The sequence below is a fragment of the Sphingomonas sp. OV641 genome, from assembly GCF_900109205.1.
Classification (GTDB): Bacteria; Pseudomonadota; Alphaproteobacteria; order Sphingomonadales; family Sphingomonadaceae; genus Sphingomonas.
The window spans coordinates 921063-946288 of record NZ_FNZB01000001.1 but is presented as its reverse complement, the minus strand read 5'-3'; the positions used below and the strand labels follow the sequence as shown (position 1 = coordinate 946288).

The 25226-nt window shown below is 64.7% G+C and carries 33 protein-coding genes; 14 read left to right on the top strand and 19 right to left on the bottom strand.

Annotation, left to right across the window (positions count from 1 at the left end; genetic code table 11):
• Positions 1-22 precede the first annotated feature (22 nt).
• Positions 23-427 carry an EVE domain-containing protein gene (locus BMX36_RS04355; protein WP_093063787.1) on the bottom strand — a complete coding sequence of 135 codons (405 nt, stop codon included), beginning with the start codon at positions 425-427 and terminating at the stop codon, positions 23-25.
• 153 nt (positions 428-580) lie between these two features.
• Between BMX36_RS04355 and BMX36_RS04350 the strand changes: the two genes are divergently transcribed.
• Both BMX36_RS04350 and BMX36_RS04345 read left to right on the top strand, forming a co-directional pair.
• On the top strand, positions 581-919 hold the full coding sequence (locus BMX36_RS04350; RefSeq protein ID WP_371262795.1) for a hypothetical protein: 339 nt from the start codon (positions 581-583) through the stop codon (positions 917-919).
• Positions 920-1035: 116 nt separating this feature from the next.
• Positions 1036-1311, top strand: a complete 276-nt coding sequence (locus BMX36_RS04345) for a DUF3297 family protein (RefSeq protein WP_093063785.1) — start codon at positions 1036-1038, stop codon at positions 1309-1311.
• 132 nt (positions 1312-1443) lie between these two features.
• Here the strand turns inward: BMX36_RS04345 and BMX36_RS04340 are convergent, their stop codons facing one another.
• Positions 1444-2412 carry an NAD(P)H-dependent flavin oxidoreductase gene (locus BMX36_RS04340; RefSeq protein ID WP_066780399.1) on the bottom strand — a complete coding sequence of 323 codons (969 nt, stop codon included), beginning with the start codon at positions 2410-2412 and terminating at the stop codon, positions 1444-1446.
• An 80-nt stretch (positions 2413-2492) separates the two neighbouring features.
• Positions 2493-3017: a gamma carbonic anhydrase family protein gene (locus BMX36_RS04335; protein ID WP_093065221.1), complete on the bottom strand. Its 525-nt coding sequence runs from the start codon at positions 3015-3017 to the stop codon at positions 2493-2495.
• 88 nt (positions 3018-3105) lie between these two features.
• On the opposite strand from BMX36_RS04335, the gene BMX36_RS21590 reads away from it, so the two are divergent.
• Positions 3106-3267, top strand: a complete 162-nt coding sequence (locus tag BMX36_RS21590) for a hypothetical protein (protein WP_177179016.1) — start codon at positions 3106-3108, stop codon at positions 3265-3267.
• Positions 3268-3273: 6 nt separating this feature from the next.
• Here the strand turns inward: BMX36_RS21590 and BMX36_RS04330 are convergent, their stop codons facing one another.
• Entirely contained in the window at positions 3274-4569 is a 1296-nt protein-coding gene (locus BMX36_RS04330; RefSeq protein ID WP_093063784.1) for an MFS transporter, read from the bottom strand.
• A 113-nt stretch (positions 4570-4682) separates the two neighbouring features.
• Between BMX36_RS04330 and pgsA the strand changes: the two genes are divergently transcribed.
• The 3 genes from pgsA to BMX36_RS04315 are packed head-to-tail and all read left to right on the top strand — an operon-like array spanning position 4683 to position 5937.
• Positions 4683-5249, top strand: coding sequence for a CDP-diacylglycerol--glycerol-3-phosphate 3-phosphatidyltransferase (pgsA, locus tag BMX36_RS04325; protein ID WP_093063783.1), 567 nt, complete (start codon positions 4683-4685; stop codon positions 5247-5249).
• The gene (gene moaD / locus BMX36_RS04320) at positions 5249-5506 is read left to right on the top strand and encodes a molybdopterin converting factor subunit 1 (RefSeq protein WP_093063782.1); all 258 of its coding nucleotides are present in this window, start codon (positions 5249-5251) and stop codon (positions 5504-5506) included. The genes pgsA and moaD overlap by 1 nt, the downstream gene beginning before the upstream one ends.
• Complete coding sequence (locus BMX36_RS04315) at positions 5503-5937, top strand: molybdenum cofactor biosynthesis protein MoaE (RefSeq protein WP_093063781.1); 435 nt, start codon at positions 5503-5505, stop codon at positions 5935-5937. The genes moaD and BMX36_RS04315 overlap by 4 nt, the downstream gene beginning before the upstream one ends.
• A gap of 37 nt (positions 5938-5974) precedes the next feature.
• Here the strand turns inward: BMX36_RS04315 and BMX36_RS04310 are convergent, their stop codons facing one another.
• Complete coding sequence (locus tag BMX36_RS04310) at positions 5975-6637, bottom strand: fasciclin domain-containing protein (protein ID WP_218142133.1); 663 nt, start codon at positions 6635-6637, stop codon at positions 5975-5977.
• A 114-nt stretch (positions 6638-6751) separates the two neighbouring features.
• Here BMX36_RS04310 and thiE point away from each other — a divergent pair, with 114 nt between their 5' ends.
• The 4 genes from thiE to BMX36_RS04290 all read left to right on the top strand — a co-directional run bounded on the left by thiE (position 6752) and on the right by BMX36_RS04290 (position 9886).
• Positions 6752-7429, top strand: coding sequence for a thiamine phosphate synthase (gene thiE, locus BMX36_RS04305; RefSeq protein WP_093063779.1), 678 nt, complete (start codon positions 6752-6754; stop codon positions 7427-7429).
• A gap of 187 nt (positions 7430-7616) precedes the next feature.
• Entirely contained in the window at positions 7617-8210 is a 594-nt protein-coding gene (locus BMX36_RS04300) for a M23 family metallopeptidase (RefSeq protein ID WP_066780411.1), read from the top strand.
• 163 nt (positions 8211-8373) lie between these two features.
• Positions 8374-8937, top strand: a complete 564-nt coding sequence (gene efp, locus BMX36_RS04295) for an elongation factor P (protein ID WP_066780413.1) — start codon at positions 8374-8376, stop codon at positions 8935-8937.
• A 136-nt stretch (positions 8938-9073) separates the two neighbouring features.
• Positions 9074-9886 (top strand): inositol monophosphatase family protein, encoded by an 813-nt coding sequence (locus BMX36_RS04290; RefSeq protein ID WP_093063778.1) that lies wholly within the window; start codon positions 9074-9076, stop codon positions 9884-9886.
• Between the two features lie 54 nt (positions 9887-9940).
• Here BMX36_RS04290 and BMX36_RS04285 read toward each other — a convergent pair whose 3' ends face one another.
• Genes BMX36_RS04285 through BMX36_RS04245 form a run of 9 tightly spaced genes read right to left on the bottom strand, consistent with a single transcriptional unit; the run spans position 9941 to position 16477 of the window.
• Positions 9941-10849, bottom strand: coding sequence for a DUF481 domain-containing protein (locus BMX36_RS04285; RefSeq protein WP_331710407.1), 909 nt, complete (start codon positions 10847-10849; stop codon positions 9941-9943).
• A gap of 57 nt (positions 10850-10906) precedes the next feature.
• Positions 10907-11377 (bottom strand): RNA pyrophosphohydrolase, encoded by a 471-nt coding sequence (locus BMX36_RS04280; RefSeq protein ID WP_371262857.1) that lies wholly within the window; start codon positions 11375-11377, stop codon positions 10907-10909.
• 5 nt (positions 11378-11382) lie between these two features.
• Positions 11383-12198: a TrmH family RNA methyltransferase gene (locus BMX36_RS04275; RefSeq protein ID WP_093063777.1), complete on the bottom strand. Its 816-nt coding sequence runs from the start codon at positions 12196-12198 to the stop codon at positions 11383-11385.
• Positions 12199-12206: 8 nt separating this feature from the next.
• The gene (locus BMX36_RS04270; protein WP_093063776.1) at positions 12207-12473 is read right to left on the bottom strand and encodes an HPr family phosphocarrier protein; all 267 of its coding nucleotides are present in this window, start codon (positions 12471-12473) and stop codon (positions 12207-12209) included.
• A complete protein-coding gene (locus tag BMX36_RS04265) occupies positions 12473-12886 on the bottom strand; it encodes a PTS sugar transporter subunit IIA (RefSeq protein ID WP_066780483.1) in 414 nt (137 codons plus the stop codon). The genes BMX36_RS04270 and BMX36_RS04265 overlap by 1 nt, the downstream gene beginning before the upstream one ends.
• A 17-nt stretch (positions 12887-12903) precedes the next feature.
• Entirely contained in the window at positions 12904-13818 is a 915-nt protein-coding gene (rapZ, locus tag BMX36_RS04260; protein WP_093063775.1) for an RNase adapter RapZ, read from the bottom strand.
• Complete coding sequence (locus BMX36_RS04255; protein ID WP_093063774.1) at positions 13815-14234, bottom strand: HPr kinase/phosphorylase; 420 nt, start codon at positions 14232-14234, stop codon at positions 13815-13817. The genes rapZ and BMX36_RS04255 overlap by 4 nt, the downstream gene beginning before the upstream one ends.
• 1 nt (position 14235) lies before the next feature.
• A complete protein-coding gene (locus BMX36_RS04250; protein WP_093063773.1) occupies positions 14236-15804 on the bottom strand; it encodes a stimulus-sensing domain-containing protein in 1569 nt (522 codons plus the stop codon).
• The gene (locus BMX36_RS04245; RefSeq protein WP_066780424.1) at positions 15773-16477 is read right to left on the bottom strand and encodes a response regulator transcription factor; all 705 of its coding nucleotides are present in this window, start codon (positions 16475-16477) and stop codon (positions 15773-15775) included. The genes BMX36_RS04250 and BMX36_RS04245 overlap by 32 nt, the downstream gene beginning before the upstream one ends.
• Before the next feature lie 161 nt (positions 16478-16638).
• Here BMX36_RS04245 and BMX36_RS04240 point away from each other — a divergent pair, with 161 nt between their 5' ends.
• Positions 16639-17691 (top strand): mechanosensitive ion channel family protein, encoded by a 1053-nt coding sequence (locus BMX36_RS04240; protein WP_231731852.1) that lies wholly within the window; start codon positions 16639-16641, stop codon positions 17689-17691.
• On the opposite strand, the gene BMX36_RS04235 is transcribed toward BMX36_RS04240, so the two are convergent.
• Positions 17692-18141, bottom strand: a complete 450-nt coding sequence (locus BMX36_RS04235) for an NfeD family protein (RefSeq protein ID WP_066780428.1) — start codon at positions 18139-18141, stop codon at positions 17692-17694.
• A complete protein-coding gene (locus BMX36_RS04230; protein WP_093063772.1) occupies positions 18138-19112 on the bottom strand; it encodes an SPFH domain-containing protein in 975 nt (324 codons plus the stop codon). The genes BMX36_RS04235 and BMX36_RS04230 overlap by 4 nt, the downstream gene beginning before the upstream one ends.
• A 121-nt stretch (positions 19113-19233) precedes the next feature.
• Here BMX36_RS04230 and guaB point away from each other — a divergent pair, with 121 nt between their 5' ends.
• Genes guaB through BMX36_RS04215 form a run of 3 tightly spaced genes read left to right on the top strand, consistent with a single transcriptional unit; the run spans position 19234 to position 22408 of the window.
• Entirely contained in the window at positions 19234-20691 is a 1458-nt protein-coding gene (guaB, locus tag BMX36_RS04225) for an IMP dehydrogenase (protein ID WP_066780432.1), read from the top strand.
• Between the two features lie 6 nt (positions 20692-20697).
• Complete coding sequence (locus BMX36_RS04220) at positions 20698-21870, top strand: RsmB/NOP family class I SAM-dependent RNA methyltransferase (protein WP_093063771.1); 1173 nt, start codon at positions 20698-20700, stop codon at positions 21868-21870.
• Positions 21871-21904: 34 nt separating this feature from the next.
• Positions 21905-22408, top strand: coding sequence for a tetratricopeptide repeat protein (locus BMX36_RS04215; RefSeq protein WP_066780488.1), 504 nt, complete (start codon positions 21905-21907; stop codon positions 22406-22408).
• Between the two features lie 121 nt (positions 22409-22529).
• On the opposite strand, the gene BMX36_RS04210 is transcribed toward BMX36_RS04215, so the two are convergent.
• Genes BMX36_RS04210 through BMX36_RS04200 form a run of 3 tightly spaced genes read right to left on the bottom strand, consistent with a single transcriptional unit; the run spans position 22530 to position 25070 of the window.
• The gene (locus tag BMX36_RS04210; RefSeq protein WP_143058507.1) at positions 22530-22913 is read right to left on the bottom strand and encodes a hypothetical protein; all 384 of its coding nucleotides are present in this window, start codon (positions 22911-22913) and stop codon (positions 22530-22532) included.
• Positions 22914-22923: 10 nt separating this feature from the next.
• Positions 22924-23502 (bottom strand): response regulator transcription factor, encoded by a 579-nt coding sequence (locus BMX36_RS04205; RefSeq protein ID WP_093063769.1) that lies wholly within the window; start codon positions 23500-23502, stop codon positions 22924-22926.
• The gene (locus tag BMX36_RS04200; RefSeq protein ID WP_256210651.1) at positions 23499-25070 is read right to left on the bottom strand and encodes a sensor histidine kinase; all 1572 of its coding nucleotides are present in this window, start codon (positions 25068-25070) and stop codon (positions 23499-23501) included. The genes BMX36_RS04205 and BMX36_RS04200 overlap by 4 nt, the downstream gene beginning before the upstream one ends.
• Between the last annotated feature and the right edge of the window lie 156 nt (positions 25071-25226).

The window sequence follows — 25226 nt, the reverse complement described above, 5'->3', positions numbered from 1 at the left end:
CGCCACACGCTCCTTTCTCGGTTCACGACAGGCCGCCAAGCTCCATCAGGACCGCCCATTCTTCATCCCTGACCGGGGTGACCGAAAGGCGGCTTTGGCGAAGAACCTCCAGCGTCGCCAGGCGCGGCTCCGCCTTGATCGTGGCGAGCGGGACGGGGCGGGGCAGCTTCGTCAGCGGCTTCACGGCAACCGATGCCCAGATGCCCTTTTCACCATCGGGCTGCCAGGCACGCACGATCTCCATCGTTCCGACGGCAGCTTTTTCCTTGTTCGAATGGTAGAAGATCGCCTGATCGCCGGGCTCCATCTCCTTGATGAAGTTGCGTGCGGTGTAATTTCGCACGCCGTCCCACTCGGTGCCTTCATCCGCAATCAGATGATCCCACCCGTACACATCCGGTTCCGACCTCAACAACCAGAAACGCATCTACTTTTTCCTAAACCGATCATGAACGCCGCATTCCGCGGTGGTTAAGCCCGAATCGCCCATAACATTGAACACGCTCACGGCATCGTGTGTTTACACCTTCAGAGCGGACCGAGCGTTTGTGTTAGGAGGTTCGAGATGAATGGATTTCTGATGAAAGCGGGTCTCGGCACGGCATTGGCCGCGTCGGCGCTTGCCACGGCTACGCCCGCGACGGCGCAGCGCTGGGGCCATCGTCATGACCGCGGGTCGGATGTCGCTGCCGGCGCGCTGATCGGCGGCGTTGTCGGGTTGGGTCTGGGTGCGGCGATCGCATCGAGCAATCGCGGACCATATTATGATTATCCGCCACGCTATCGCGGGTATCGGGGCTATTATCCGCAGCCTTATTATGATGCCTACCGGCCGGCATGGCGCGGGCCGCGGTGCTTTCGCCAGTGGCGCTGGGACCCCTATTACGGCGGTCGGGTGCCAGTTCGGGTCTGCCGCTGATCGGCTTGACCCGGCAAGCTGTTTGAATGGGCATGCAGGGGACGGCGCGGGAGATCCATTCTCCCGCGCCGCTTTTCCTATTGGGGCTGACGCAGTGATCGTCTAGTCGCGCTGCCATGACCGACACACCGCCTGATCATCTCTCCATCGATCCCTCGAGCCCTTATTTCGACCAGCCGACGCTCGAACGCGGCATCGGCATTCGCTTCAAAGGTGTCGAGCGGACCGATGTCGAAGAATACTCGATCTCCGAAAGCTGGATCCGCGTTGCGCTGGGCAAGAAGGTGGATCGTCGCGGGCGCCCGCTTACCATCAAGCTGAACGGCCCCGTTGAGGCATATTTCCAAGACGTCGCCGGCGCGACGGATGGCGAGGACATCCAGGCCGACTGACGCTTCGTGATGTCGGTTGAGCCTCCCGGGTCACCGATAAAACGATGTGATCGCTGCGAACCCGGCCGCCGCCGGCCAGGTTCGCAACGTCGATAAAGCGAGGACGGCCGCAGCGGATGCGCGGCGGCCCGATCAGGCAGCGAGGCCGATCCGCGCTCTGGCCGCGTTATATTCCCGCTCCATCCGGTCGATCCGGTCGGCGACTGACTCCACCTTCTGAACGGCGCCGATGCCCTGGCCCGAACCCCAGATGTCGCGCCACGCCTTGGCCTTGGGCGCATTGTCCCCTTGGCCGAAGTTCATCGTCTTATAGTCGCCGTCGGGCAGATTATCTGGGTCCAGGCCGGCAGCGACGATCGAACCGCGTAGATAATTGCCGTGAACGCCGGTGAAGAGGTTCGAATAGACGATGTCCGCGGCGCGGCCTTCGACGATCCCCTCCTTGTACCGCTGGTCGGCATTCGCCTCTTCGGTAGCGATGAAGGGTGAGCCGATATAGGCGAAGTCCGCGCCCATGGCTTGCGCGGCGAGTACGGCGTCACCGGTGGCGATCGACCCCGAGAGGGCCACGGGGCCATCAAACCACTGACGGATCTCGCTGACGAGGGCGAAGGGCGAAAGTCGCCCGGCGTGCCCGCCGGCGCCCGCCGCGACGGGGATCAGGCCGTCGGCTCCCTTCTCGACCGCCTTGCGCGCGAAGCGATCGTCGATCACGTCGTGGAACGTGATGCCGCCCCAATTGTGGACGGCCTGGTTCAGTTCTTCCCGTGCGCCGAGCGACGTGATGGTGATCGGCACCTGCCACTTTTCGCACGTGGCGAGATCGGCCTCCAGACGATCGTTCGACTTGTGAACGATTTGATTGACGGCGAAGGGCGCCGCCGGGCGATCGGGATTGTCGCGATTGTGTGCCGCAAGCTCTTCGGTGATCCGGTGCAGCCACTCGTCGAGGAGGCCCTGCGGACGGGCGTTCAGCGCAGGGAAGGAGCCGACGACACCGGCCTTGCACTGCGCGATCACGAGATCCGGACCGGAGATGATGAACAGCGGCGAGCCGATGACCGGCAGGCGCAGACGGGAGAGGATCGATGGAACTGACATAAGTCAGGTTATGTCGGGTGAGTAATCACCTGTCCAGCCGCCCCGCCGGCGCCGATTACACTTGTGCAGCGTGCGTCGGATCAGTCGATGCGCTTCAGACCGGACGCGGCGGCCCGCCCATTCTCGACATAATGGGCGGCTGACACCTTCAAGCCGGCGACGGCTTGGTCGTCCAACGAGCGGACCACCTTAGCCGGGCTGCCTACGATGAGGCTACGCGGCGGGAAGGTCTTCCCCTCCGTGACAAGCGCGTTCGCCCCGACGATGCAATCGTCCGGAATGTGCGCGCGGTTGAGGATCGTCGCGCCCATGCCGATGAGCACCCGATCACCGATGGTGCATCCGTGGAGGATCGCATGGTGGCCGATGGTACAATCCTCGCCTACTGTCAGCGGTGATCCCGGATCGGAGTGCAGCATTGCGCCCTCCTGAATGTTGCTGCGCGCGCCGATGGGAATGGTCGTGTTGTCGCCGCGGATCACCGCCCCGAACCACACGCTGGTGTCCTCGGCCAGCTGAACGTCTCCCACGATATCAGCGCTCGGAGCCACCCAGGCCGTTTCGTGGCAGGTAGGGCGTTGGCCCCGGAACTCGTAAAGCGGCATCATCCTCTCCTGTACCAACCTTGGACACTCGCCTGATTACTTCTTCAGGGCAGTTCCAAAACGTAAACGCCTCGTTAACCATGGGGGAATGCAGCAACGATTGATCCCCGAGCGGGCCGCCCGCCATCCCATTCGGCGAATGCTGGTCTCGGAAGACTCGCAGCCGAAGCACAGCGACGATCAGGACCTCAAGCTGTTCGTGCTGAGCTTCACCGCCTTCTTCATCTGCTTCTACACCCTCATCATGTGATCGCGGCTAGTCGCAGGCGCGGTGCAGGCGCTGTGCGATCCATGCCGAAACAAGGCACATGCCGGCCACGAGCAACAGCAACTGGCTGGCCGTGGCACCTAGCGCGGTGATCCCGGCGACCGCAGCCGAGCCGATCGTCATCGCGCCTGCGTTCACGACATTGTTCGCCGCCACGGTTCGCGCCGTCTGGTCCTTTGGAACGGTCGTGGTGAGGAAGGCGTAGAGCGGCACGACGAACATGCCGCCGAAGATTGCCACGAACATCAGCGTCAGCAGTACCAAAGGCGCGCCCGGGTGCCTCATGAAGCCGGCGATGTCGAACAGCGTTCCCGCAGGCGCTCCCTCCCAGCTTGAGGCAACAAACCAGAAGGCGAGAACGGCCACGCCCATCGCGATCACCGAGGCCGGCGAATAGCGCGCCGAGATATGGCCGCGCAGCATGAGGTTGATGACGACCGAACCGATCGCGACTCCGACGGAGAAGATGGCCAATACCAGGCTGGCGACGCTCGCATCGGAGGTGAGAACGTTCTTCACTAAAGGCGGGAAGATGACCACGAGGACGGACCCGATCGTCCAGAAGAAGCTGATGGCGCAGATCGCCAGAAACAGTCGCGGGATGTGCATCGTGCCCGCCACCAGCCGCCACGACGCCCGCAGCGGATTGTGATCGAGCGTCAGCGGCGGCCCCAGCCGCGGCGCGGGAGGAACCATCCGGGCACTTAGATAGCCAAGAAGCGCCACGAGAAAGGTCAGCCCGGCGATCAGCGGTATCGATTCGTAGATGAACCCGGCGAGGATGGTGCCGAGCAGAATCGACAGATAGGTTCCCGCCTCAACCAGACCCGTGCCGCCAAGCACGTCGTCATCCTCGAGATGCTGCGGCAGGATGGCGTATTTGATCGGGCTGAAGAACGTTGAGTGAATACCCAGGCCGACCACCGCGCCGAGCATCATCACGACGGGAAGCGTGACCTGCCCCGTGCGGGCCAGCAAGAGACCGCCGCAGCCGAGTGCCATGATGCCGAATTCAACAATCTTGACCACGCGGATGATCCGCGCCTTGTCCATGGTGTCCGCCAATTGCCCTGCCAGGGCGGACAGGAGGAAGAAAGGCAAGATGAAAAGGCCCGCAGCCAGGGCGTTGAAGAAGCTTTCCTGCTTTTCGTTCGCGAAAATCTCGTAGGTCGCAAAGAGAACCATGGAGGTTTTGAATAGATTGTCGTTGAAGGCGCCCAGGAACTGGGTGACGAAAAGCGGCAAAAAGCGCCGCCGTTTGAGAAGCCCGAGGGCATTGATCATGGCAGGAGGTAGCCCGACTGTGGCAGAATGAGCATTCGACATAGCCGCTCGTCGCTACCGCTGCCAACCCCGGCAGGGTTGCGCCACCGGCTTGCTGAGCTAAGTCAGCAATCGTGCTTACGTTGCCCAATCTGCTCAGCCTGTCGCGAATCGTCGCGGTGCCCGCGTTGGTGGCGTTCTTGTGGTGGCCGACATGGCACGCCGGGTTCGCCATCGCCTTCGGCCTATACTGCCTGATGGGGATCACCGACTATTTCGACGGATATCTCGCACGTGCGCAGGGAGCGGTGTCGCGCTTAGGCGTGTTCCTAGATCCGATTGCCGACAAGATCATGGTCGCGGCTGTCATCCTGATGCTGGTAGGGACGCGGCACAATGACACCGCGGTGATCACCGGGGTGCATATCGTCGCCGCGCTGGTGATCCTGCTACGCGAGATCGCCGTTTCGGGGCTGCGCGAGTTTCTGGCCGGCTTGCAGGTATCGCTGCCCGTATCCCGACTGGCCAAGTGGAAGACGACGCTGCAGCTGGTGGCACTAGGCGCGCTGATCCTGGCGGGCGCCCTGCCGGATCTTGGCTGGATCAAGCTGGTCGGGCTTGTTTCCCTTTGGGGCGCCGCGGTGCTGACGATCGTGACCGGGTGGGACTACCTGCGCGTCGGTCTGAAGCACATGGATTGATGGCGATGCGGGTGCTTTACTTCGCCTGGGTGCGCGAGCGGATCGGTCTTGCGGAAGAGGTGGTGAGCCCGCCCGATGACGTTGAAACAATTGCCGCGCTGATCCGCTGGCTAGCCGGGCGGTCGGATCGCCATGCCGCCGCCTTTAGCGAGCCGGATCGCTTGCGGGCTGCCCGCGACCAGGATTTCGTCACGCTGGACACGGCGATTGCCGGCGCGAAGGAGATCGCCATCTTTCCGCCGGTGACAGGCGGATGATCCGCATTCTGGTCAGCCCGTCGCCGATCGATGTGGCCGCGGAGCAGGAGAGGGCCGAGTTGGATGGGGCGCTGGCGACTTTCACCGGCATGGTGCGCGCCGATGATGGCGTGACGGAGCTGATGCTGGAGCATTATCCGGGCGCCACCGAGCGAGCGTTGCAGGTGCTTGCCGAAGAAGCGGTGCAGCGGTGGTCGCTTGCCGGTGCCACCATCGTGCATCGCGTAGGCCGGATGGTGCCGGGCGACCGGATCGTCTTTGTCGCCACCAGCGCATCGCATCGGGCAGAGGCGCTGCAAGCCTGCGCTTTCCTGATCGATCGGCTGAAAACCGATGCGCCGTTCTGGAAGCGGGAGCAGGTGGCGGGGCAGCATCGCTGGGTAGAGGCGCGCGCCAGCGACGATCAGTCAGCGGCGAAGTGGCGGTCGTAAGGCGCGCTGCCAGTGCAACGTCTCTCGCTCTAGGGACTCAGGCCAAGTGGGGCACCATGACGCCGTTGATGACGTGGAACACCCCATCGGCTTGCTGAACGTCCGGCGTCTGCACATAGCTCTTGTTGCCTTGCGCGTCGGTCAGAGCCACGGCAGCGCCCTCCTTCGTGACGGTTAGGGTGTCACCTTCAACAGTCGCGAGGCGGGCGGTGCCACGGCCTTGATCGACCTTCGCGCGCAGTTGCTCCAGCGTCATGGTGCCGGCCACGACGTGATAGTTGACGAGCTTGTTCAACGTCGCTCGATTTGCTGGTTGAAGAAGCGCGTTGACCACCTGTGGCTGCATGCGACCGAATGCCTCGTCGCTTGGCGCGAATACCGTCACCGGGCCGGTGGCGCCAAGCGAGCGACCGGCGTCACTGGCGAAGAGGGCGCGCGACAGCGTTTGAAGATTGGGCGCCGCCGCGCAATTGCCCGCAATCGTGCGCGTGCCCAGCATCTCCGCACCGGCGAGCCGCGGATTGATCGCGGTCGCGGCCATCGCGGCGGTGCGGTCCACCGGCGCTGGCGCTCGAACCGGGGCCACGGCTGTAGCAGTGGCAGGCGCGCCCACCGGGGCGGAAACGATCTTCGTCTGTGGCGCGCACGCAGCGGCGAGTAGGCTGAAGGAGAGAAGGGAAAGGGGCAGGGCTTTGGTCACGGACCACCTGTGTCTGGCTCGATACATAGAAGACAACGGTTGTCCCGCCGGTTCGTTGCCCCGGACAGCCCGCGGCGGCTTCCGTCTGTCGCGGTTGAGCGCTAGGCGAGTGGGATGATCGACGATCCCCTTGGCCCGCTGGATCCCCAGTTCGCAGCCGCCTTTCAGCGCGATGACAAACGTCCGCCGTGCCAACTTTATCTGATCTCGCCATTGAACGTGGCAGGTGACTTTTCTGACCGGCTGGCGCGGGCACTGGACGCGGGGCCCGTGGCGGCGTTTCAGTTTCGCGTAAAGGACGTCAACCAGCACGAGGCAGCCCGGCTTGCGGAGCCGCTGCAGCGTATTTGCGCCGATCGGGACGTGGCCTTTATCGTCAATGACAGCGTGTCGCTGGCCAAGAGACTGGGTGCCGATGGCGTCCATCTGGGCCAGGAAGATGGCGATCCGCGCGAGGCGCGAGTGACGCTTGGTCCTGATGTCCAGATCGGTGTGACTTGCCACGACAGCCGGCACATGGCGATGGAAGCCGGCGAGGCGGGCGCGGACTATGTGGCGTTCGGCAGTTTCTATCCGACGACGACCAAGGAAGTGAAGCATCACCCCGAGCCAGTGATCCTTTCCTGGTGGTCGACACTGTTCGAGCTTCCCTGTGTCGCAATCGGCGGGATCACGCCGAGCAATGCGCGTCCGCTGGTCGCGGCGGGCGCGGACTTCATTGCGGTGTCCGGCGCGGTGTGGAACGGCGATGAAGCCGCGGCGGTACGGGCGTTTGGTGAGGCACTCGGCTGAGCCCCGTGTCGCGGCCGCAACCAGGCACGCCGACGGCCGTTGAATGATCGTGCTCGGCCATCCAGACGTTCCGCTTTGGCGAAGATCGGCCTGTTTCCGGCCTGATGTCGTCGTTCGATCTGACGGGCAGACAAAGTCACGTGGATCGCTGGTCGGGTCAGCGTTCCGCGTGGCGGATGCGCGCTGAATGACCAGGCTGGGCGGTACGATCCTAGCGCTGATCCTGCTGGCTATCGCCGGCTTCGCGTCGATGTTGTCGTTCGGGCCGTCGGAGAAGCGATCACCAGCGGCGACCAGCACGGTGGCGGCGCCTTCGCCAGCAGGCAATTCGGTCGCAGCCCCGTTGATGGTGCCGGTAGCCGGGATCGCGCCTAGGCAGCTTGCGGACACGTGGGGAGACTCACGAGGAGGGGGGAGCCGGCGCCATCAGGCGATTGACATCATCGCGCCCGCGAACACGCCCGTCCTCGCGGCCGCACCAGGCGCAGTCGAGAAGATGTTCCAAAGCAAGGCAGGCGGTACGACGCTATATGTGCGCTCGCCGGGGCGACGCTGGAGCCATTATTATGCGCATCTCGCCCGCTACGCGCCCGGACTGCGCGAGGGCGCGCCGGTAACCAGGGGCATGTTGCTTGGCTATGTTGGCGACACGGGGAACGCCGGCGCCGGCAATACCCATCTCCACTTTGCCGTCAGCCAGATGGGACCCGGCGACAAATGGTACGAGGGAACACCGGTCAATCCGTACCCGCTGCTTGCCGGAAAGCGCAAGGTTCGTTAGGGCGACCGCCTTCCAGTTCAACACTGCCGTTTGCCCTGAGCTGGTCGAAACCTGCCCTGATCGCCTGCATGTCCAGGATTTCCGTCACGGGCGCTCCCCTTGGGGAAGGGGAGCAAGGGTTTCGATCTGCTCGGCCCGAACGGAGAATGGGCAGTAAAAAGTCATGAAGATCAGCGGTGTGGACATCCGTCCGGGTAACATCATCGAATATGAAGGCGGCATCTGGCGCGCGGTGAAGATCCAGCATACGCAGCCGGGCAAGGGCGGCGCCTATATGCAGGTCGAACTGAAGAACCTGCGCGATGGCCGCAAGAACAACGTCCGCTTCCGTTCGGCAGAGACGGTGGAGCGCGTGCGGCTCGACACCAAGGACTTTCAGTTCCTGTTCGCGGACGGCGACGGCCTGGTCTTCATGGATAAGGAGACCTACGATCAGGTGACGCTGCCGCGCGATCTTCTCGGCGATGCGGCCGCTTTCCTGCAGGACGGCATGGACGTGGTGATGGAGCTCTATGAAGAGGAAGCCATCAGCGTTCAGCTGCCCGACACGATTGAAGCAACGATCGTCGAGGCCGATGCGGTGGTGAAGGGGCAGACCGCCTCTTCCAGCTACAAGCCCGCGATTCTCGACAATGGCGTTCGCGTGATGGTGCCCCCGCACATTTCCAGCGGAACCCGCATCGTCGTGGACGTTTACGAGCAGACCTACGTCCGCCGCGCGGACTGATTGTTTTTCCCTCCCGCTCGGGAGGGACCGGGACTGGCGGGAGTGCCGCCGAAGGACATGGCGATCTTCGCCATGAACAAGCCCCGGATTGTTGAAGCCCACGACCCCTCCTTAGCGGGAGGGGGGAGTTGTCGAGATGCCATCCCATTCCGGTCTTTTCACGATCATCGAACGTGCCGCGCGCAAGGCGGCGCCGCGGTTGCGGCGTGACTTCAACGAAGTCCAGCACCTTCAGGTGAGTCGCAAGGGGCCTGCAGATTTCGTCTCGATGGCGGACCAGCGCGCCGAACAGACCCTTTACGAGGAATTGTCGAAGGCGCGGCCGGACTGGGGCTTCGTGATGGAGGAGCGTGGCGAGATCGCCGGCGATCCATCCAAGCCGCGGTTCATCATCGATCCGCTGGACGGCACCACGAACTTCCTTCACGGCATCCCGCACTTCGCGATCTCCATCGCGGTCGAGGAACCCCTGCCCAACGGCAAGCGGGAGGTGACGACCGGGCTGGTGTACCAGCCGCTAACGGACGAGAGCTTCTGGGCCGAGAAGGGGCGGGGCGCCTGGCTGCAGGATCAGCGGCTGCGCGTATCCTCGCGCCGCGAATTGACTGAGTCGGTCATTGCGACCGGCATTCCCTTCATGGGGCATGGCGATTTCGCCGAATGGACCCGTATCTTCGGATCGATTGCTCCGCAGGTTGCCGGGATCCGGCGCCTCGGCTCGGCGGCGCTCGACCTGGCGTGGGTCGCGGCTGGCCGGTTCGACGGTTATTGGGAATCGAAGCTCAAGATCTGGGATGCAGCGGCGGGCATGCTGTTGGTGAAGGAGGCCGGTGGCTTCGTTACCGACTTCCGCGGCGGCGACCGCTCGATCGAGCGCAGCGAGTTTCTGGCGGCCAACGACGGCCTTCATTCAAAGCTGCACAAGCTGCTGGCGGGCGCGCTGCGTTAATGATCCAGGCGCGCGGTCCGATGACGGCCGCGCCTCGTCAGCCAGGACATCTGATCAGAAGGTGTAGACGAGTGAGGCCCGGCTGGTCGTGTCAGTCGAGACGCGCCCGACCGGCGGCTCGCTTTCATATTGAACAGTGTAGCTGATCTGCGCTGACAGGGGGCCCACCAGCTTTGCGGCAAGCGCTGTCGTGCTGCTGACGGTCGAGTTGTATCGCTGCAGGTAGGCCGAGGCGTCCTGGCTTACGGAGAGGCCGGGCGACAGCTTCACATCCAGATCGATATTGCCACGTGCCGCGATGCTGCTCTCGATCGTGGCATCGGTGAACTGCGTGTGCCGGAACGCCGGTCCGAGTTCGAGATTAAGGGTCAGTGCGCGTGTCTGCACCGCACTGTAGCCCGCACCGGCCGATGCCGAGTAACGATCCGAATAGCCGAAGAACCGATCGCTTTCATATTGCAGCGCGCCATAAACATAGCGGCGAGAGTCGATCTTCCAGTTCGGCTCATAGGCCGCGAGGTAATGCTCGCGCGTGGTGATCCCGAGGCTACGTTGGAAGTCCGCCTGGCCGCGCAGCTTGTGCCGCCACTCCAGCCCCTCGCGCGTGAGATCGAGGATGCCCGTGGCCCCCGCCGTGCTCGTGTTCCCGGTGCTGATGAAGCCGCCCAACTCCGCGCGCCCGGTCCACAGATCGGTCCAACCCGCACGAACGATGCGGACTTCACGATCCTTCGCGCGAACGGCGCGCCATTCGTCGGCGATACGAAGCACCGCATCCCCACTCGCCGGATCAGCGGCGCGCGCATATTTGACGATCGTGGAAACCTCCGCCTCGTTGCCTGAAGCAATCGCGGCATCCAGCATGGCGCGGATCGGCGGCGGGATCCGCACCTGATCGGCGGCGTCCGTACCGGACCCGTCGCCCGGCAAGCTTGATGAGGCAAGAAGCAGGGCGATGATCACGGTCAACCGCTACTCACGGTAAGGGAGGAGGAGAAGAAGCGGCGGATGGACGGTGGCTCAGGCGAGATGAGCTGAAAATGCCGCCAGCACTTCCTCATACAAAGCGCGCTTGAACGGAACGATCAGCGACGTCAGGTCCTTTGGCTCGGCCCAACGCCATGCACGAAATTCCGGGTGCGCGGTCTGGATGTGGATATCGCTGTCCCGGCCGAGAAAGCGGAACAGGTACCAGCGCTGTACCTGACCGCGATACTTGCCCTTCCACACCTTCCCGATCAACTCCGGGGGGAGTTCGTAGCGGAACTCTCCGGGTGCCTCGGCGACGAGCTCAACGAGTTGCGGGCTGATGCCGGTTTCCTCGCCGAGCTCCCGAATGGCCGTGTCGCGCGGATCCTCACCCGGATCGATCCCGCCCTGCGGCATCTGCCACGCCTCAAGCGTGGTATCGAGACGCTGACCGACAAACACCTGACCATCGCGGTTCAAGAGCATCACGCCGACGCAGGGACGATAGGGAAGATCGAGCATTTCAGTCACTGCGACAGCCTTTGATTGTCCGAATGGGCGAGGACCTCATACGCCATCACGGCCGTTGCAACGGCGGCGTTGAGGCTGTCAGCCTTTCCGAGCATGGGCATTTTGACCAGCAAATCGCATTGGTCTTCCATGTCGGCCGGAAGGCCCTGCGCTTCGTTGCCGGTGAGCAGAAACGTAGGCGCGGCATAAGGGGCGGCGCGATAGTGATTGTCCGTTCGGAGGCTGAGGCCAACCAGCTGTCCCGGGCCGGATCGGAGCCACGGCAGGAACGCGTCCCACGTGGTCCTGACGAGCGGCACCGTGAACAGGGCGCCCATGCTTGCCCGAACGGCCTCGGTCGAGAAAGGATCGACGCAATCGCCGATCAGGATCAGCCCGCCAGCGCCGACCGCATCGCCGGTCCTGAGGATGGTGCCCAGATTGCCAGGATCGCGCAGCCGCTCGGCAACCAGCCAGATCGGGCTCGCCGCCCTGTCCAGCGCCTCCAGTTGCGTGTCGAACATGGTGAAGGCGCCCACGACCGATTGCGGATTATCCTTGCCGGACAGCTTGGAAAGGATCGCATCGGATGTCTCGATCGCCTCACCACCGGCACGTTCCACTTCGGTGACGAGCGCCGTGACCAGCGGATGGTTCGCGCTGGCCGGCGTGTAGAAAAGGAACTGCGGCAGGCGCCCGGTCTCCCGCGCCTCCGTCAGGATGCGCAGCCCCTCGGCCACGAACATGCCTTCCTCGCGGCGGTGCCGCTTTTCACGCAGTCCCTGGATGCGCTTGACCAGCGGATTGGAGAAGGCGGTAATGATACGAGGCATTGCCTTGGTCAGTCTTCGCCGAACTTGGCTTCCACCAGCGCACACATGGCGGCCACGACCGTTTCGGCTTCCCCGCCCTGTGCGCTGATGGTGATCGTGTCACCTTTCGCGGCCCCCAGCATCATCAGACCCATGATCGAGGTGCCGGTGACCGTGGAGGCACCCTTGGCGACCTGAACCGTCAGTGGTTGTTGGGTGGCGAGCGTCACGAACTTCGCGCTGGCGCGGGCGTGCAGGCCACGCCGATTACAGATGAGAACGTCGCGGGATACCATCACGCGGCGGCTTCTCCCACCCCGAGCACCTCGGAGGCAACGGAAATATACTTGCGGCCCGCTTCACGCGCTGCCGCCACTGCGGCCGCAACGCCCATCTTCCGACGCGCAGATTCAAGCCGGATCAGCATCGGCAGGTTGATGCCGGCGATCACTTCGATCCTGCCGCGTTCCATCAGCGAGATCGCCAGGTTCGAGGGCGTGCCGCCGAACAGGTCGGTCAGGACGATCACCCCGCGACCGCTATCCACCTCCGCTATGGCGGAGCGAATGTCCGCCCGGCGTGCTTCCATGTCGTCATCCGGCCCGATCGCCACGGTGCGAACCTGCTTCTGCGGGCCCACCACGTGCTCCATCGCCGTCACGAACTCATCGGCCAGCCGGCCGTGCGTCACGAGCACAAGCCCGATCATCTGCGTCGTCAATCCGTTCATTGCCCGTCAGGCCGTCCCTCGAGCCGATCTTGCGGCACTGCCGCAAGATCACGATGCGTGACCCTGGGCGAAAATGCCGCAGTGCGCAACCGTGCTGCGATCCGTTCTGCTACATGCACCGACCGGTGTCTCCCGCCGGTACAGCCGACCGCAATGTTTATATAAGACTTTCCTTCAGCGCGATAGCGGGGGAGGAGGAGCAGAAGTAGCTCCTCTATGCGGCTGACCGCCGGCTCATATGCGGGGTCCTGTGACACATAAGCGGCAACCGCCTCGTCCTGCCCGGTGCCCGGGCGCAGATGTGGAACCCAGTGCGGATTACGTAAGAACCGCATGTCGAAAACCAGATCCGCATCTGGTGGTAAACCCCGGGAAAAGCCGAAGGACATGACCGAGACGGCCGGCTCGCTGAGCCCTGGCTGCGCGAAGGTGCGCCGGATCTGCTGTGCCAGCTCGGCACTGGTATAGCGACTCGTATCGATGAGCCGCGGTGCCCAGCGCCTGAGGGGTTCGAGCAGCTCTCGCTCCTGCGCGATGCCCTCGCGCGCCGGGCGGTCCGCGGCGAGCGGATGCCGTCGTCGCGTCTCGTCATACCGGCGGGCCAGTTCGTCGGTGGCGCAATCGAGAAACAGCGTATCGATCTCCTGCCGGCCTACTTCGCGCAGGCGATCGATCTGGCGCGCGATGGCCGCAGCATCAAAGTCCCTTGTCATGGCGCCAATGCCGATGGCGAGGGGGCGCGCGAACTCGGACTGGCCAATGGCGGCATCAGTGCCGAGCAAGCGATCAAGCAGGCTCAGCGGGAGATTGTCGACCACCTCCCACCCGAGATCCTCCAGCGTTTTCAGCACCGTCGACTTGCCGGCGCCCGACATGCCGGTGACCAGCAGGATTTCCGAGGGAGCGTTCATGGCAGATCGTGTCTCAGGGCATGTTCGATGACGAGCGGGGCGGAGGCCGGGCGCGGATCGAGTGACAGAACAGGAACGGCGATGCCGGCGAATGGCTCCAACTGGCGCTCCGGCATCCGCTCCGGCCCATCCTGCAGCCGGACAGCCAAAGCTACCCGAACTCCATCAACATGTTCCATCGGGATGATGCCGAGGCCGCGAACCTCGATACGGCCGGCGATCGTGGAGGGGGCGCTCGCCACGAGCGTGTCGCCGAACGCCGCGATGTGCGTGTAATCGTCGGATACGAGGACGGCTCCGCGATCGATCAGGCGCAGGGCGAGGTCAGACTTGCCGCTGCCCGACGGGCCGAGCAGCAGGACGGCCCGGCCATCGATCGCCACTGTGGACGCGTGGATAGTGGCGTGCGCGCTCACTTTACGCCCGCGAGATCAGCGGGAGATGAACAACAAAGCGCGCGCCGCTCAAGCGATCTTCCCTCGATTCCACGTGAATGGAGCCCCCATGCGCCTCCACGATCGTGCGTGCAATCGCGAGCCCGAGACCGGAGTGCTGGCCGAAATCCTCCCCGCTTGGCCGTACGGAGTGGAAGCGGCGGAAGATCGATTCGCGCGCATCTTCCGGTACGCCCGGACCTTCGTCCTCGAAGCATAGTTCCAGCTTGTCGCCGCTGGCGAGCGCGGCGATGGAAACCAGGCCACCGTCCGGCGAGAATGACACCGCATTGTCGATGAGGTTCTCGAACACTCGTTCGAGCCGCGCCCCTTCACCGGAAATAAGGAGGGGCGCGCCTTCTTCATGATCGAGACGAAGCCGAATGCCCCGCTCCAGCCGGCGCTCCTCGCGCTCGGCGATGATCCCGTGGAGCACGGCGACGACATCGACCGGCTCGAACTTCGCGCGGCTGAGCTGCGCATCCAGGCGCGAGGCTTCGGAGATGTCGCTGATCAGGCGATCAAGGCGATGAACGTCATCGCGAACGATCGCGAGCAGACGCTCCTGAAGGACGGGATCGCGCACGCTGCCAAGGCCATCAACGGCCGAGCGCAGGGACGCGAGGGGGTTCTTGAGCTCGTGCGTCACGTCCGCGGCGAAAGCTTCCGTGGCGTCGATCCGGGCGCGCAGGGCGAGGCTCATGTCGGATAGTGCGCGCGCCAGCAGCCCGATCTCGTCCTTACGTTCCGGCAGGCGAGGCACGACCACTTCCCGCGCGCGGCCCAGCCGGACGCGGACAGCCGCTCGCGCCAGTCGCCGCAACGGCCGGACGATCGTTCGTGCCAGGAACAGCGACAGGAAAACCGAGACCAGCGTCACGACCAGAAGCACGACACTGAGGCGAAAGCGCTCGACCCGGACGGTCTGGGTGATGTCGCGGGCGTTCACCGCGGTCATGATGGCGGCGTCGCGGCCCGGCACGCGGGCAGCCGCGGTGATGACGGGCGTGCGATCGGGCGCTCGCCACACCGTTGCCGAAGGAAATCCGCCCAGCGCGGTGCGCACATCTGTCCAGGCGATGCCGCTCGTCTTCTCGCGGTAAAGGGGAGGGCGTGTCGCACCGACCACCGTATCGATCCCGGCGTCGAGGAAGCGTGCGATCCTCTGCCCCAGCCCGTCCTTGTCCGGATCGCGCAGCAGGAAGTTCCGCTCGCCCAGCGCCCTGCTGTCCGCCTGAAGGTCGCCATTGCGCCAGAACAGGCGAATTCGGGTGCCCGTATCGCGCGCGAGCTGCCGCATCAGCTGTTCCCGCCGCTCTTCAGGCACGACGCCCACCGCCTCGGCGATCAGTCGAGCCTCCTGCATGGCCTGGCGTGTACGACTGTCGAGGATCCGCGTGCGGTAGCTATCGAGGTAGAAGAAGCCCCCCGCGAGCAACAGCAACGCGAAGATGTTCACCGCCAGGATGCGCCGCGTGAGCGATACCCGGCCGGACCATCGCAGCGTCAGATCGTTGGCGTCACTCTTCGGAGAAGCGATATCCGGCGCCATACAAGGTCTCGATGGCATCAAAGGCGGGATCCACCTGGCGGAACTTGCGCCTCACACGCTTAATGTGGGAATCGATTGTTCGATCGTCGACGTAGATGTCGTCCTGGTACGCCGCATCCATCAGCTGGTTGCGCGTCTTCACGATGCCCGGTCGCTGCGCGAGCGTTTCCAGGATCAGAAATTCGGTGACCGTCAGCGTCACCGGCTCGCCGTTCCAAGTCACACGGTGACGTGCAGGATCCATTGACAGGCGCCCGCGCTCGATCGGAGCGGCGGCCTCCGGCTCGCCTGCTTCGGTCGTCTGCGCCAGTTCGGTGCGGCGCAGGATCGCCCGGATACGGGCGATCAGCAGGCGCTGGCTGAAGGGCTTGGCGATATAATCGTCCGCACCCATCGCCAGGCCAAGCGCTTCATCCAGCTCGTCATCCTTGCTGGTGAGAAAAATGACCGGGATCTGATTGCGCTCACGCACGCGGCGCAGCAGCTCAAGCCCGTCCATTCTCGGCATCTTGATATCGAAGATGGCGAGATCGGGTGGATTGTCGACCAACGCCTTCAACGCGGTCTCGCCATCGGCGTATACGCGTGTGAGGAATCCCTCGGCCTGAAGCGCGATCGAAACGGAGGTGAGGATGTTGCGGTCGTCATCGACGAGCGCGATCGTTGCCGTCATGAAACGGCGTTAGTGCAAACGGGTGATCGGCTCAATGCCGGCTTGTGGTTCGCCGTCGGTCCGACTTGCATCCGTCATGGTGCAGTGCGGCGGAACATCCTGCCGCCTATGTTCTTTACGTCCGCATGGATGCGTATTGGAGCGGTTGGGAAATCCCCAACATGGTCGCCAACGCCGCGATCGTGATCGGAACCGTGGTATTGGCGCTGGCGCTGCATGCCGCGTTTATGGCGGTTGGCCGCCGCCTGGCCGCGCGGACGCCCGATTCAGTGGACGACGCCGTCCTCGCCCTTTCCGCCCGACCGATGCGCTGGATCGTGGTTGCGATTGCGCTGGCCGTCGCGCGGCGTTTTCTTGTGCTGCCCGAATGGGCCGACGATCTTTGGCAGATGATCGCTGGGTTCGTCGTGCCCGGCCTTCTCGGATGGCTGATCGTCACCGTTGTGCAGGTGTATATCCGCGCCATCGAGCTTCGCTACGATATCGCGGTTGAAGACAATTTGCGCGCGCGTCGGCGGCGCACCCGTGCGGCGATCCTGGGCCGGATCGTCATCATCGGCGTGTCCATGGTCACGATTGCTCTGATGCTGCTGTCCATCCCGAGCATCCGCAGTGTCGGCATCACGCTGATGGCCTCGGCCGGTCTTGCTGGCCTGGCGGTGGGCGCGGCCGCTCAACCGGCGCTGAAGAACCTGATCGCGGGGGTGCAGCTCGCCTTCACCGAGCCGATCCGCATCGATGACGTTCTGATCATCGAGGGGGAATGGGGGAAGGTGGAGGAGATCCGGCTGACCTATGTCGTGGTGGCGCTGTGGGACGAGCGACGGCTGATCGTGCCGGTATCCCGCTTCCTCGAAATGCCGTTCCAGAACTGGACGAGAAACACCAGCAAGCTTCTGGGAAGCGCCTTCTTCTGGCTGGATCCAACCGCCGACATTCCCCGACTTCGCGCGCGGTACGAAGAGGTGGTCCGCGCCAACCCGCGCTGGGACGGACGCGCCTTCGTGCTTCAGGTAACCGATACCAAGCCGGACGCGATCGAGGTTCGCGTTCTCGCCACGGCGAAGGATGCGCCCACCGCCTTCGACCTACGCTGCGACATCCGTGAGGCGATGCTCGCATTCATCCGCGATGAGATGCCCGAAGCGCTTCCCAAGCACCGGCTGCTTTCGCTTGCGGAGAGTGATGCGTTGCCCTCTCAGCGCTTCGCCTGATCAGGCCGGTTCGACCACCACGATTCCGCTGGCGACGGAGATGATCCGCATCCGCGCACCGGTCGGCGCATCCGGCCCGGCCGCGGGCCATTCGCCATCACCGACCCGCACGCGGCCACGTCCGGCGATGATCGGATCCGCGACGATCACCGTTTCGCCGACGAGTCGCCGCGAACGGTCGTTCAGCAGCGGGTCGCTCGTGTCCACCGGATAGTCCAGATACCAGCGGCGGCCGATCAGCACCGCCACCACGCTCCACATCGCAAATGCGCCAAGCTGGGCCGCGATCGGCAGGTCCGGCAGGATGAAGGTGGCCGCCGATACGATCGCCGCCGCCACGCCGAGGAAGACGAGGAATACACCGGGCAGCGCCAGTTCCGCACCGGCAAGCAGCACCGCGACGAGGAGCCACAGAACGGGAGCGTTCAGTGCGAGGCCGGCGAGGGTCATTGCTTCGGCTCCGTGCGGACCTGCGGCACCGATGCTTTGGTCGGGAGCGCGGGATCGGATGCCTTGTCGCCGAACGTCGCCTTGGCCAGCTCGCCGATACCGCCAAGGGTGCCGATCAGCTGAGTCGCCTCGACCGGGAAGAGGATGGTCTTCGCGTTCGGGCTGGTCGCGAACTTGCCAACCGCCTCCACATATTTTTGGGCGATGAAATAGTTCAGGCTCTGCGTTCCACCGCTCTCGATGGCGGCAGACACGACGTGGCTGGCCTTGGCTTCCGCTTCCGCGGCACGCTCGCGAGCCTCCGCATCGCGGAAGGCCGACTCGCGCCGCCCCTCGGCCTCCAGGATGCGCGCCTGCTTCTGACCCTCGGCGCGCAGGATTTCCGATGCGCGCATGCCTTCGGCTTCAAGGATATTCGCGCGCTTTTCCCGCTCGGCCTTCATCTGGCGACCCATCGCGTTGACGATATCGGCCGGGGGACGGATGTCCTTGATCTCCACCCGCGTGATCTTGACGCCCCAGGGGGTGGTGGCGTGATCCACCACGCTGAGCAGCCGGGCGTTGATCTCGTCCCGCTTCGACAAGGTCTCGTCGAGATCCATCGAACCCATGACCGTGCGCAGATTGGTGGTCGTGAGCTGCAGCAGCGCGACGTAGAGATCCGACACCTCATAAGCGGCCTTCGCGGCGTCCAGCACCTGGAAGAAGACGACCCCGTCGGTGGAGATCATCGCATTGTCCTTGGTGATGATCTCCTGACCGGGGATATCGATCACCTGTTCCATCATGTTCACGCGTCGGCCAACGCGATAGAAAAAGGCGGGATAGAAGTTGAAGCCCGGCGTGGCCGTCGTCGTGTAGCGGCCGAAATGCTCGATCGTATATTGGTAGCCCTGGCGTACGATCTTGATGCTGGTCAGCAGATAGAGCAGCACGATAGCCAGAATCAGCGTGGCGGTTGCAATGGCCATGCGCGAACTTTCCTCCCCAGATTAGGGCCAGCTTAGCAGGGGCGGGCGAGGGGGCCTAGCGGATCGTCGCTGTCGCGGTTACATGGCCCGCCACTCCTGCGCGACACGGAAACGGCACTTCATGGATATTCGGCTCGGCCTCACCTTCGACGACGTTCTCCTCGTTCCGGCTGCATCCGAGGTGTTGCCGAGCGAGGCGGATACCCGAACGCGAGTGACGCGCGACATCGCGCTCAACATCCCGATCCTGTCCTCGGCAATGGACACGGTGACCGAAGCGGACATGGCGATTGTCATGGCGCAGCTCGGCGGGATGGGCGTGCTCCACCGCAATCTGACCGTCGAAGAGCAGGTCGCGGCGGTCCGGCAGGTGAAGAGGTTCGAAAGCGGCATGGTGGTGAATCCGATCACCATCACGCCGCAGGCCACGCTGGCCGAGGCGCAGGCGCTGATGGCGCAGAACCGGATCAGCGGCATTCCGGTGGTGGAGACGGACGGCAAATTGGTCGGCATCCTGACGAACCGTGACGTGCGGTTCGCGGAGAACCCGATGCAGCCCGTGTCGGAGCTGATGACCCGGGACAATCTTGCCACCGTCCGCGTCGGCGTGGGGCAGGAAGAAGCGCGGCGGTTGCTGCACCAGCGCCGCATCGAGAAGCTGATCGTCGTTGACGACAATTACCGCTGCGTCGGCCTGATCACCGTCAAGGACATTGAAAAGGCCGTTACTTATCCGGATGCGACGAAGGATGCGGCCGGCCGCTTGCGCGTCGCGGCCGCGACAACGGTGGGCGACAAGGGGTTTGCGCGCACCGAGGCGCTGGTCGACGCGGAATGCGACCTGGTCGTGATCGATACGGCGCACGGCCACAACCGCGACGTGGCGCGTGCCGTGGAGCGCGTAAAGAAGCTGTCCAACTCCGTTCAGGTCGTCGCGGGGAACGTCGCGACCGGTGAGGCGACGCGTGCCCTGATCGATGCGGGCGCGGATGGCATCAAGGTCGGGATCGGCCCTGGCTCGATCTGCACGACCCGCGTTGTTGCAGGTGTGGGTGTGCCGCAGCTGACCGCCGTGCTGGACTGCGCCGAGGCTGCCGCGGCGAGTGGCGTCCCGGTGATCGCGGATGGCGGCCTGCGCACGTCCGGCGATCTTGCCAAGGCACTGGCCGCCGGCGCCTCGACCTGCATGGTAGGATCGCTGCTGGCGGGTACCGAGGAAGCACCAGGCGAAACCTTCCTTTATCAAGGGCGTGCGTACAAATCCTACCGCGGCATGGGAAGCGTGGGCGCGATGGGGCGTGGCTCGGCGGACCGGTATTTCCAGGGCGAGATCAAGGACCAGCTGAAGCTCGTGCCCGAGGGGATCGAGGGCCAGGTGCCGTTCAAGGGGCCGGCACGCGACGTGATCCACCAGCTGGTTGGCGGCATCAAGGCGGCCATGGGATATACCGGGTCGGCCACGCTTGCTGACCTGCGTGAGCGGGCAAATTTCGTGCGGATCACGGGTGCGGGGCTGAAGGAAAGCCACGTCCACGACGTGACGATCACGCGGGAGGCACCCAATTATCCGACGCGCTGAGCCAGCATGACACCTGCGGCACGCACCCAGGCGGCGATCGAACTGCTCGACGCCATCATCGCCGCCGCGCAGGAGGCAGGCGCTGCGGCTGATACGCTCATCGCCCGCTACTTCGCGACCCGGCGCTATGCGGGATCGAAGGATCGGCGCGCAGTCCGGGAACTGGTGTATGCGGCCATTCGCCAATGTGGTGAACGGCCGCCGAGCGGACGTGCGGCGATGCTGCTGCTGGCCGAGACAGATCCCGACATTGCCGCGCGGTTCGATGGATCACCGCATGGTCCCGCGGCGATCCAACAGGGCGAACCGGTGGCCGTAAGCGGTGTGGTTCCGGCATGGATTGGGCGGGAATTGGAGCAATCCGGCCTGCCCGCAGCCTCCTGGCCTGCACTGGTGGCCCGGGCACCATTGGACATCCGGATCCGTAGCGACGTGGACGCGGGCGAGGCCTTGTCGACGTTTCCGGACGCACAGCCGATCGCCGGTCTGGATCGCGGCTGGCGGCTTCCTGCCGGGACAGATGTCGCTCCGCTTGCCGGGGTGGCGGAAGTGCAGGATGCGGGAAGCCAGGTCGTGTCGCTGGCCGCGGAGGCGAGGCCCGGCATGACGGTGGTCGACCTGTGCGCCGGTGCTGGCGGCAAGACGCTTGCGCTGGCTGACGCCATGAGCGGAACCGGGCGGATCATCGCCTGCGACGTCGACCGTGCGCGGCTCTCGCGACTGCCGCCACGCGCCGACAAGGCGAAGCTGACGATTGTCGAGACCCGGCTGCTGAACCCCGGAAAGGAGGCCGAGGCACTTGGCGACCTTGCCGGCGCCGCTGATGTGGTCTTCGTGGACGCGCCATGTTCCGGAACGGGCACATGGCGGCGCAATCCCGAGGCGCGGTGGCGGCTGACGCCCGAACGGCTGAAGCGGCTGACGGCGACACAGGCGCATGTGCTGGAGCTGGCTGCGCCACTGGTGCGACCGGGCGGGTCGATCGTCTATGTGGTATGCTCGCTGCTCGATGCGGAGGGCACGCTCCAGGCGGAGCAGTTCCTCTCAGGGCATCCGGGCTGGAAGGCGTCCACACCGGCGCTGCCGATGGGGGTGCCGCACGGTGCCGGTGTCCGTCTGTCGCCGGCGCAAGACGAAAGTGACGGTTTTTTCGTCGCGCGTCTGGTGGCGCCGTGCTAACCGGTACGTTGCCGTGCCGAAGCTGGAGCCCTTGATGCGTTACACGTCAGTCGCCGTAGCCGCTGCGCTCGCGATGGTTTCAATCTCGACATCGCTTCACGGCCAACGTCCCGATGACCAGATCGATGCCAAGTCGCTCGCGCTGTTGCAGCAGGGCAAGGCCGCCCGGTCCGCCGGCAATGTCGACACCGCCATCGACCTGCTGGAGACGGCGGTGGCTGTTGACCCGCGCAATCGCCAGGCGTTCATCGTCCTGGCCGAGTTGTCGGAGGGGCGGGGTCTGCCGGGCAAGGCGATCCGCCTGTACCGCGAGGCGCTGCTGCTCGAGCCCAACGACGTGGACGCGCTGACAGGCCAGGGTGAGGCGCTGGTCGCCAAGGGCGCCGTTGCGCGGGCCAAGGAGAATCTCGCGCGGGTGAAGGTGCTGTGCAAAGCCTCCTGCCCGCAGGCCACGACGCTTGCCGCCACCATCGCCAAGGGGCCGCCGGTCGCCACGGCCCAGGCCAACACGACCAAGCAGGTGCCCGCCAAGAACTAAGCGGCGGGCAGGCGCCGCCGATGCGGCCTTTGCCCTGATGGTCGGTGGTGCCGCTTGGTGCGCCTCGTCATATGGCTAACATGCTCCGAAGCGCCTGACCGCCGAGTGCCCGTAGTCGCGATCAGGCATCGACATTCCCCACGTGCCATCCGTCCCAGCCGAGCAGGGCGGCGCGCCCTTCGACATAGCCATTCTCGTTAGACTCAAGCGCCTCCAGATCTTCGCGCCGACGGTCGATCATCTCCAGCCACTTCTTGCGCACGGCCGGCACCCGACCAGGCAGCAAATAGCGGTGCCACAGGCGCGCGACGCGCTTTTCCTGCCAGAGCCGTTCAAGGACGGGGCGGACCTCCTCCCCAGCGACGCAGGGGAGACGACGACGCAATTCTCCGACGAGATGCGAGGGATAGACCTCGGTTCGCTCGGCAAGGACGCCAAGGATCGCCAGTTCGATCAGCATCTCATCTCCGCGCTGATGCGGCGGTGTCGCGACAGAAGCAGTCATGATGAAGAACTCATTTTGACAAGGCGATGAGCTGGGCAAGACCGGTCGTTCCGGTCTTGGCGAGGACGGATGCGCGATGATCCTCGACGGTCTTGGGTGACAGGCCGAGGCGGTCGGCGACGACCTTGTTCGGATGCCCCTGCACAAGAAGATCGAAAACCTGGCGTTCGCGCGGCGTCAGGCTGGCGGTCCGGGCGCTGACGGCGCGCCGGTCGCGGCTCCACACGACGCCCTCGCGGATGGCGGCGAGCAGGCGATCCTCGTCGATCGGCTTTTCCAGGTAATCCAGCCCGCCATAACGCCGCACGGAATCGACGGCGTTGGCGGTGGTGGGCCAGGCGGTCATGAAGACGATCGCCACGTCCGGATCGAGAACGCGAACGCGATCGGCAAACCCGAAGCCGTCCAGATCCCCCATCATCACATCAGTGACGATGCAGTGCGCCGGCGCATCCAGATAGACATGAAGCAGATCAATCGGATCAAGGATCGGTTCGGCGGCATAACCGTGCCGCCGCAGGAGGCGCGCGACGCTGGCCGCCAGATCGGGATCGTCATCAACGACGTAAACGGTATCACCTTTGCTCACGCCGGCTCCCCCACCAAGGGGAGGGTGATGGTAGCGCGCACCCGCCCGTTCTTTTCCGTGGCGCGGACGAGCGTGCCGCCATGCGCCTCGACAATGGCGCGCGCGATCATCGTGCCCACGCCCATCCCCGGCTGGGAGGAACGGCCTGGCGCGCAGCCATTCTCGACGCAGAGGCGCACGGTTTCGCCTTCCTGTTCCACCACCAGGCTTACCTCGCCACCCGTTCCGCATGCCTGCGCGGCGTTGCGGATCAGGTTCATCATGGCCTGGGCGAGTTCCACTTCCTGTCCGAGCACGATCAGATTGCTGTCAACCCGGCCGACTGCCAAACCGACGCCCGCCGCGGAGATCTCCGGACGAGCCAGTGCAAGGACGCTGTCCATCAATGCACTGACCGGCAGCGGCGTCGGCTCATCAACCGCGCGCCCGCCATAGCGGCGCAGACGCCGCACGAGCTCCGACAATTGCGTCGCCTTCGCATGGATCAGGGCAGCGGTGGCGACGACTTCCGGCGGCGCGTTCTCCGCCGATTCGTGCAGGTGACGCGCCTCGATCGAGAGAGTGGAGAGCGGCTGCGAAATCTCATGGATCACCGCCACCGACATGGCGCGCAGCGTCTTCAGCCGCTCGGCCTGGAACAACAGGCGGTCACGCCGGGCCAGGGCCTCGCGCGCACGCGCCTGCGCATCGGAAAAACTGCCGGCCAGATACCCCGTCACCACCAAAGTAGCGAGGCCAAGGTGAAGGTTCAGGCGGGCGGCCGTCGACATTTCCGTGGCCGTGAAGGGCAGCACAATGGTCGCCACGATGAGCAGCGCGCACCAGGCACCGAACCGGCCGAGGCGAAGGCCAACCCAGGCGATCGCCACCAGCACCGGCGCCGGCTGAAGCCCCAGCCCGACCCAGGCGAGCCCGACCCCGAGCAGGATACCGAACCCCAACACCGACGCGCTTTCAATCAGGATGGGCGCGCTACGATGACGAATGGTGAAGCGGTTCTTCCCGCTGATGTGATCCGCTACCCAAAGCAGGGGCGGGGCAACCAGGAGCACGCCAAGCAGATCGCCAATGGCAAAGGCATTGAGCGAGAGTACCATGGCGCGGAAATCGGTGATGCCGGTCAGATCCGGGCGGAGCAGCGCCTGTGGAATGGCCGCAAGCGATGCGGCGATCGGCGCCAACACAGCCGCCACGGCGAACGGCATTGGCGCCGTAAACATGACGCCGCGGCTCTCCATCCCCCGCAGCAGGCGACGGGTGACAAAGACAATCAGGCCATAGGCAAATACCGGCCGGACCACGGCGGACACGAGCATGAACCAGTCGGAACGGGTGAGCACCACCGCGCCGGTGAGCAGATCCATGCCGAGTTCCACGGCGGCGACGGGCAGGGTGAGGCGCGCGCCGGCGCGCCAAAGGAGCGCGAAGCGCACCCCGGCAGCCGGAAACCAGAGCGAATAATAGCCGTCACCATCCCAGGCGGCGGCAAGCCTGTGGGTAAGAACGAAGCCCAGCGCGTACAATGCCAGCAGCGCCACATCGCGCGCACGCCCCCGCGGAAGCGCCAAAACGAGACGCCGCGAGGCTGAGCGTACCTCATCGTCATGGAGCGCGCCGCTGGCCATAGATTTCCGAAACGCGGTCCTTTCCCCCAAACAGGTAGCGTAAACCCTGCATCTAGCACGGAAAACGCGAAACATGTCGTTGGCGTGCGGGAGCATCAC

Bases quoted from the DNA above. Each gene is read 5' to 3' on its own strand.
- BMX36_RS04355 (WP_093063787.1), bottom strand. From the start codon at position 427: ATGCGTTTCTGGTTGTTGAGGTCGGAACCGGATGTGTACGGGTGGGAT.
- BMX36_RS04350 (WP_371262795.1), top strand. From the start codon at position 581: ATGAAAGCGGGTCTCGGCACGGCATTGGCCGCGTCGGCGCTTGCCACG.
- BMX36_RS04345 (WP_093063785.1), top strand. From the start codon at position 1,036: ATGACCGACACACCGCCTGATCATCTCTCCATCGATCCCTCGAGCCCT.
- BMX36_RS04340 (WP_066780399.1), bottom strand. From the start codon at position 2,412: ATGTCAGTTCCATCGATCCTCTCCCGTCTGCGCCTGCCGGTCATCGGC.
- BMX36_RS04335 (WP_093065221.1), bottom strand. From the start codon at position 3,017: ATGCCGCTTTACGAGTTCCGGGGCCAACGCCCTACCTGCCACGAAACG.
- BMX36_RS21590 (WP_177179016.1), top strand. From the start codon at position 3,106: ATGCAGCAACGATTGATCCCCGAGCGGGCCGCCCGCCATCCCATTCGG.
- BMX36_RS04330 (WP_093063784.1), bottom strand. From the start codon at position 4,569: ATGATCAATGCCCTCGGGCTTCTCAAACGGCGGCGCTTTTTGCCGCTT.
- moaD (WP_093063782.1), top strand. From the start codon at position 5,249: ATGGCGATGCGGGTGCTTTACTTCGCCTGGGTGCGCGAGCGGATCGGT.
- BMX36_RS04315 (WP_093063781.1), top strand. From the start codon at position 5,503: ATGATCCGCATTCTGGTCAGCCCGTCGCCGATCGATGTGGCCGCGGAG.
- thiE (WP_093063779.1), top strand. From the start codon at position 6,752: ATGATCGACGATCCCCTTGGCCCGCTGGATCCCCAGTTCGCAGCCGCC.
- BMX36_RS04300 (WP_066780411.1), top strand. From the start codon at position 7,617: ATGACCAGGCTGGGCGGTACGATCCTAGCGCTGATCCTGCTGGCTATC.
- efp (WP_066780413.1), top strand. From the start codon at position 8,374: ATGAAGATCAGCGGTGTGGACATCCGTCCGGGTAACATCATCGAATAT.
- BMX36_RS04290 (WP_093063778.1), top strand. From the start codon at position 9,074: ATGCCATCCCATTCCGGTCTTTTCACGATCATCGAACGTGCCGCGCGC.
- BMX36_RS04280 (WP_371262857.1), bottom strand. From the start codon at position 11,377: ATGCTCGATCTTCCCTATCGTCCCTGCGTCGGCGTGATGCTCTTGAAC.
- BMX36_RS04275 (WP_093063777.1), bottom strand. From the start codon at position 12,198: ATGCCTCGTATCATTACCGCCTTCTCCAATCCGCTGGTCAAGCGCATC.
- BMX36_RS04270 (WP_093063776.1), bottom strand. From the start codon at position 12,473: ATGGTATCCCGCGACGTTCTCATCTGTAATCGGCGTGGCCTGCACGCC.
- BMX36_RS04265 (WP_066780483.1), bottom strand. From the start codon at position 12,886: ATGATCGGGCTTGTGCTCGTGACGCACGGCCGGCTGGCCGATGAGTTC.
- rapZ (WP_093063775.1), bottom strand. From the start codon at position 13,818: ATGAACGCTCCCTCGGAAATCCTGCTGGTCACCGGCATGTCGGGCGCC.
- BMX36_RS04250 (WP_093063773.1), bottom strand. From the start codon at position 15,804: ATGGCGCCGGATATCGCTTCTCCGAAGAGTGACGCCAACGATCTGACG.
- BMX36_RS04245 (WP_066780424.1), bottom strand. From the start codon at position 16,477: ATGACGGCAACGATCGCGCTCGTCGATGACGACCGCAACATCCTCACC.
- BMX36_RS04240 (WP_231731852.1), top strand. From the start codon at position 16,639: ATGGTCGCCAACGCCGCGATCGTGATCGGAACCGTGGTATTGGCGCTG.
- BMX36_RS04235 (WP_066780428.1), bottom strand. From the start codon at position 18,141: ATGACCCTCGCCGGCCTCGCACTGAACGCTCCCGTTCTGTGGCTCCTC.
- BMX36_RS04230 (WP_093063772.1), bottom strand. From the start codon at position 19,112: ATGGCCATTGCAACCGCCACGCTGATTCTGGCTATCGTGCTGCTCTAT.
- guaB (WP_066780432.1), top strand. From the start codon at position 19,234: ATGGATATTCGGCTCGGCCTCACCTTCGACGACGTTCTCCTCGTTCCG.
- BMX36_RS04220 (WP_093063771.1), top strand. From the start codon at position 20,698: ATGACACCTGCGGCACGCACCCAGGCGGCGATCGAACTGCTCGACGCC.
- BMX36_RS04215 (WP_066780488.1), top strand. From the start codon at position 21,905: ATGCGTTACACGTCAGTCGCCGTAGCCGCTGCGCTCGCGATGGTTTCA.
- BMX36_RS04210 (WP_143058507.1), bottom strand. From the start codon at position 22,913: ATGACTGCTTCTGTCGCGACACCGCCGCATCAGCGCGGAGATGAGATG.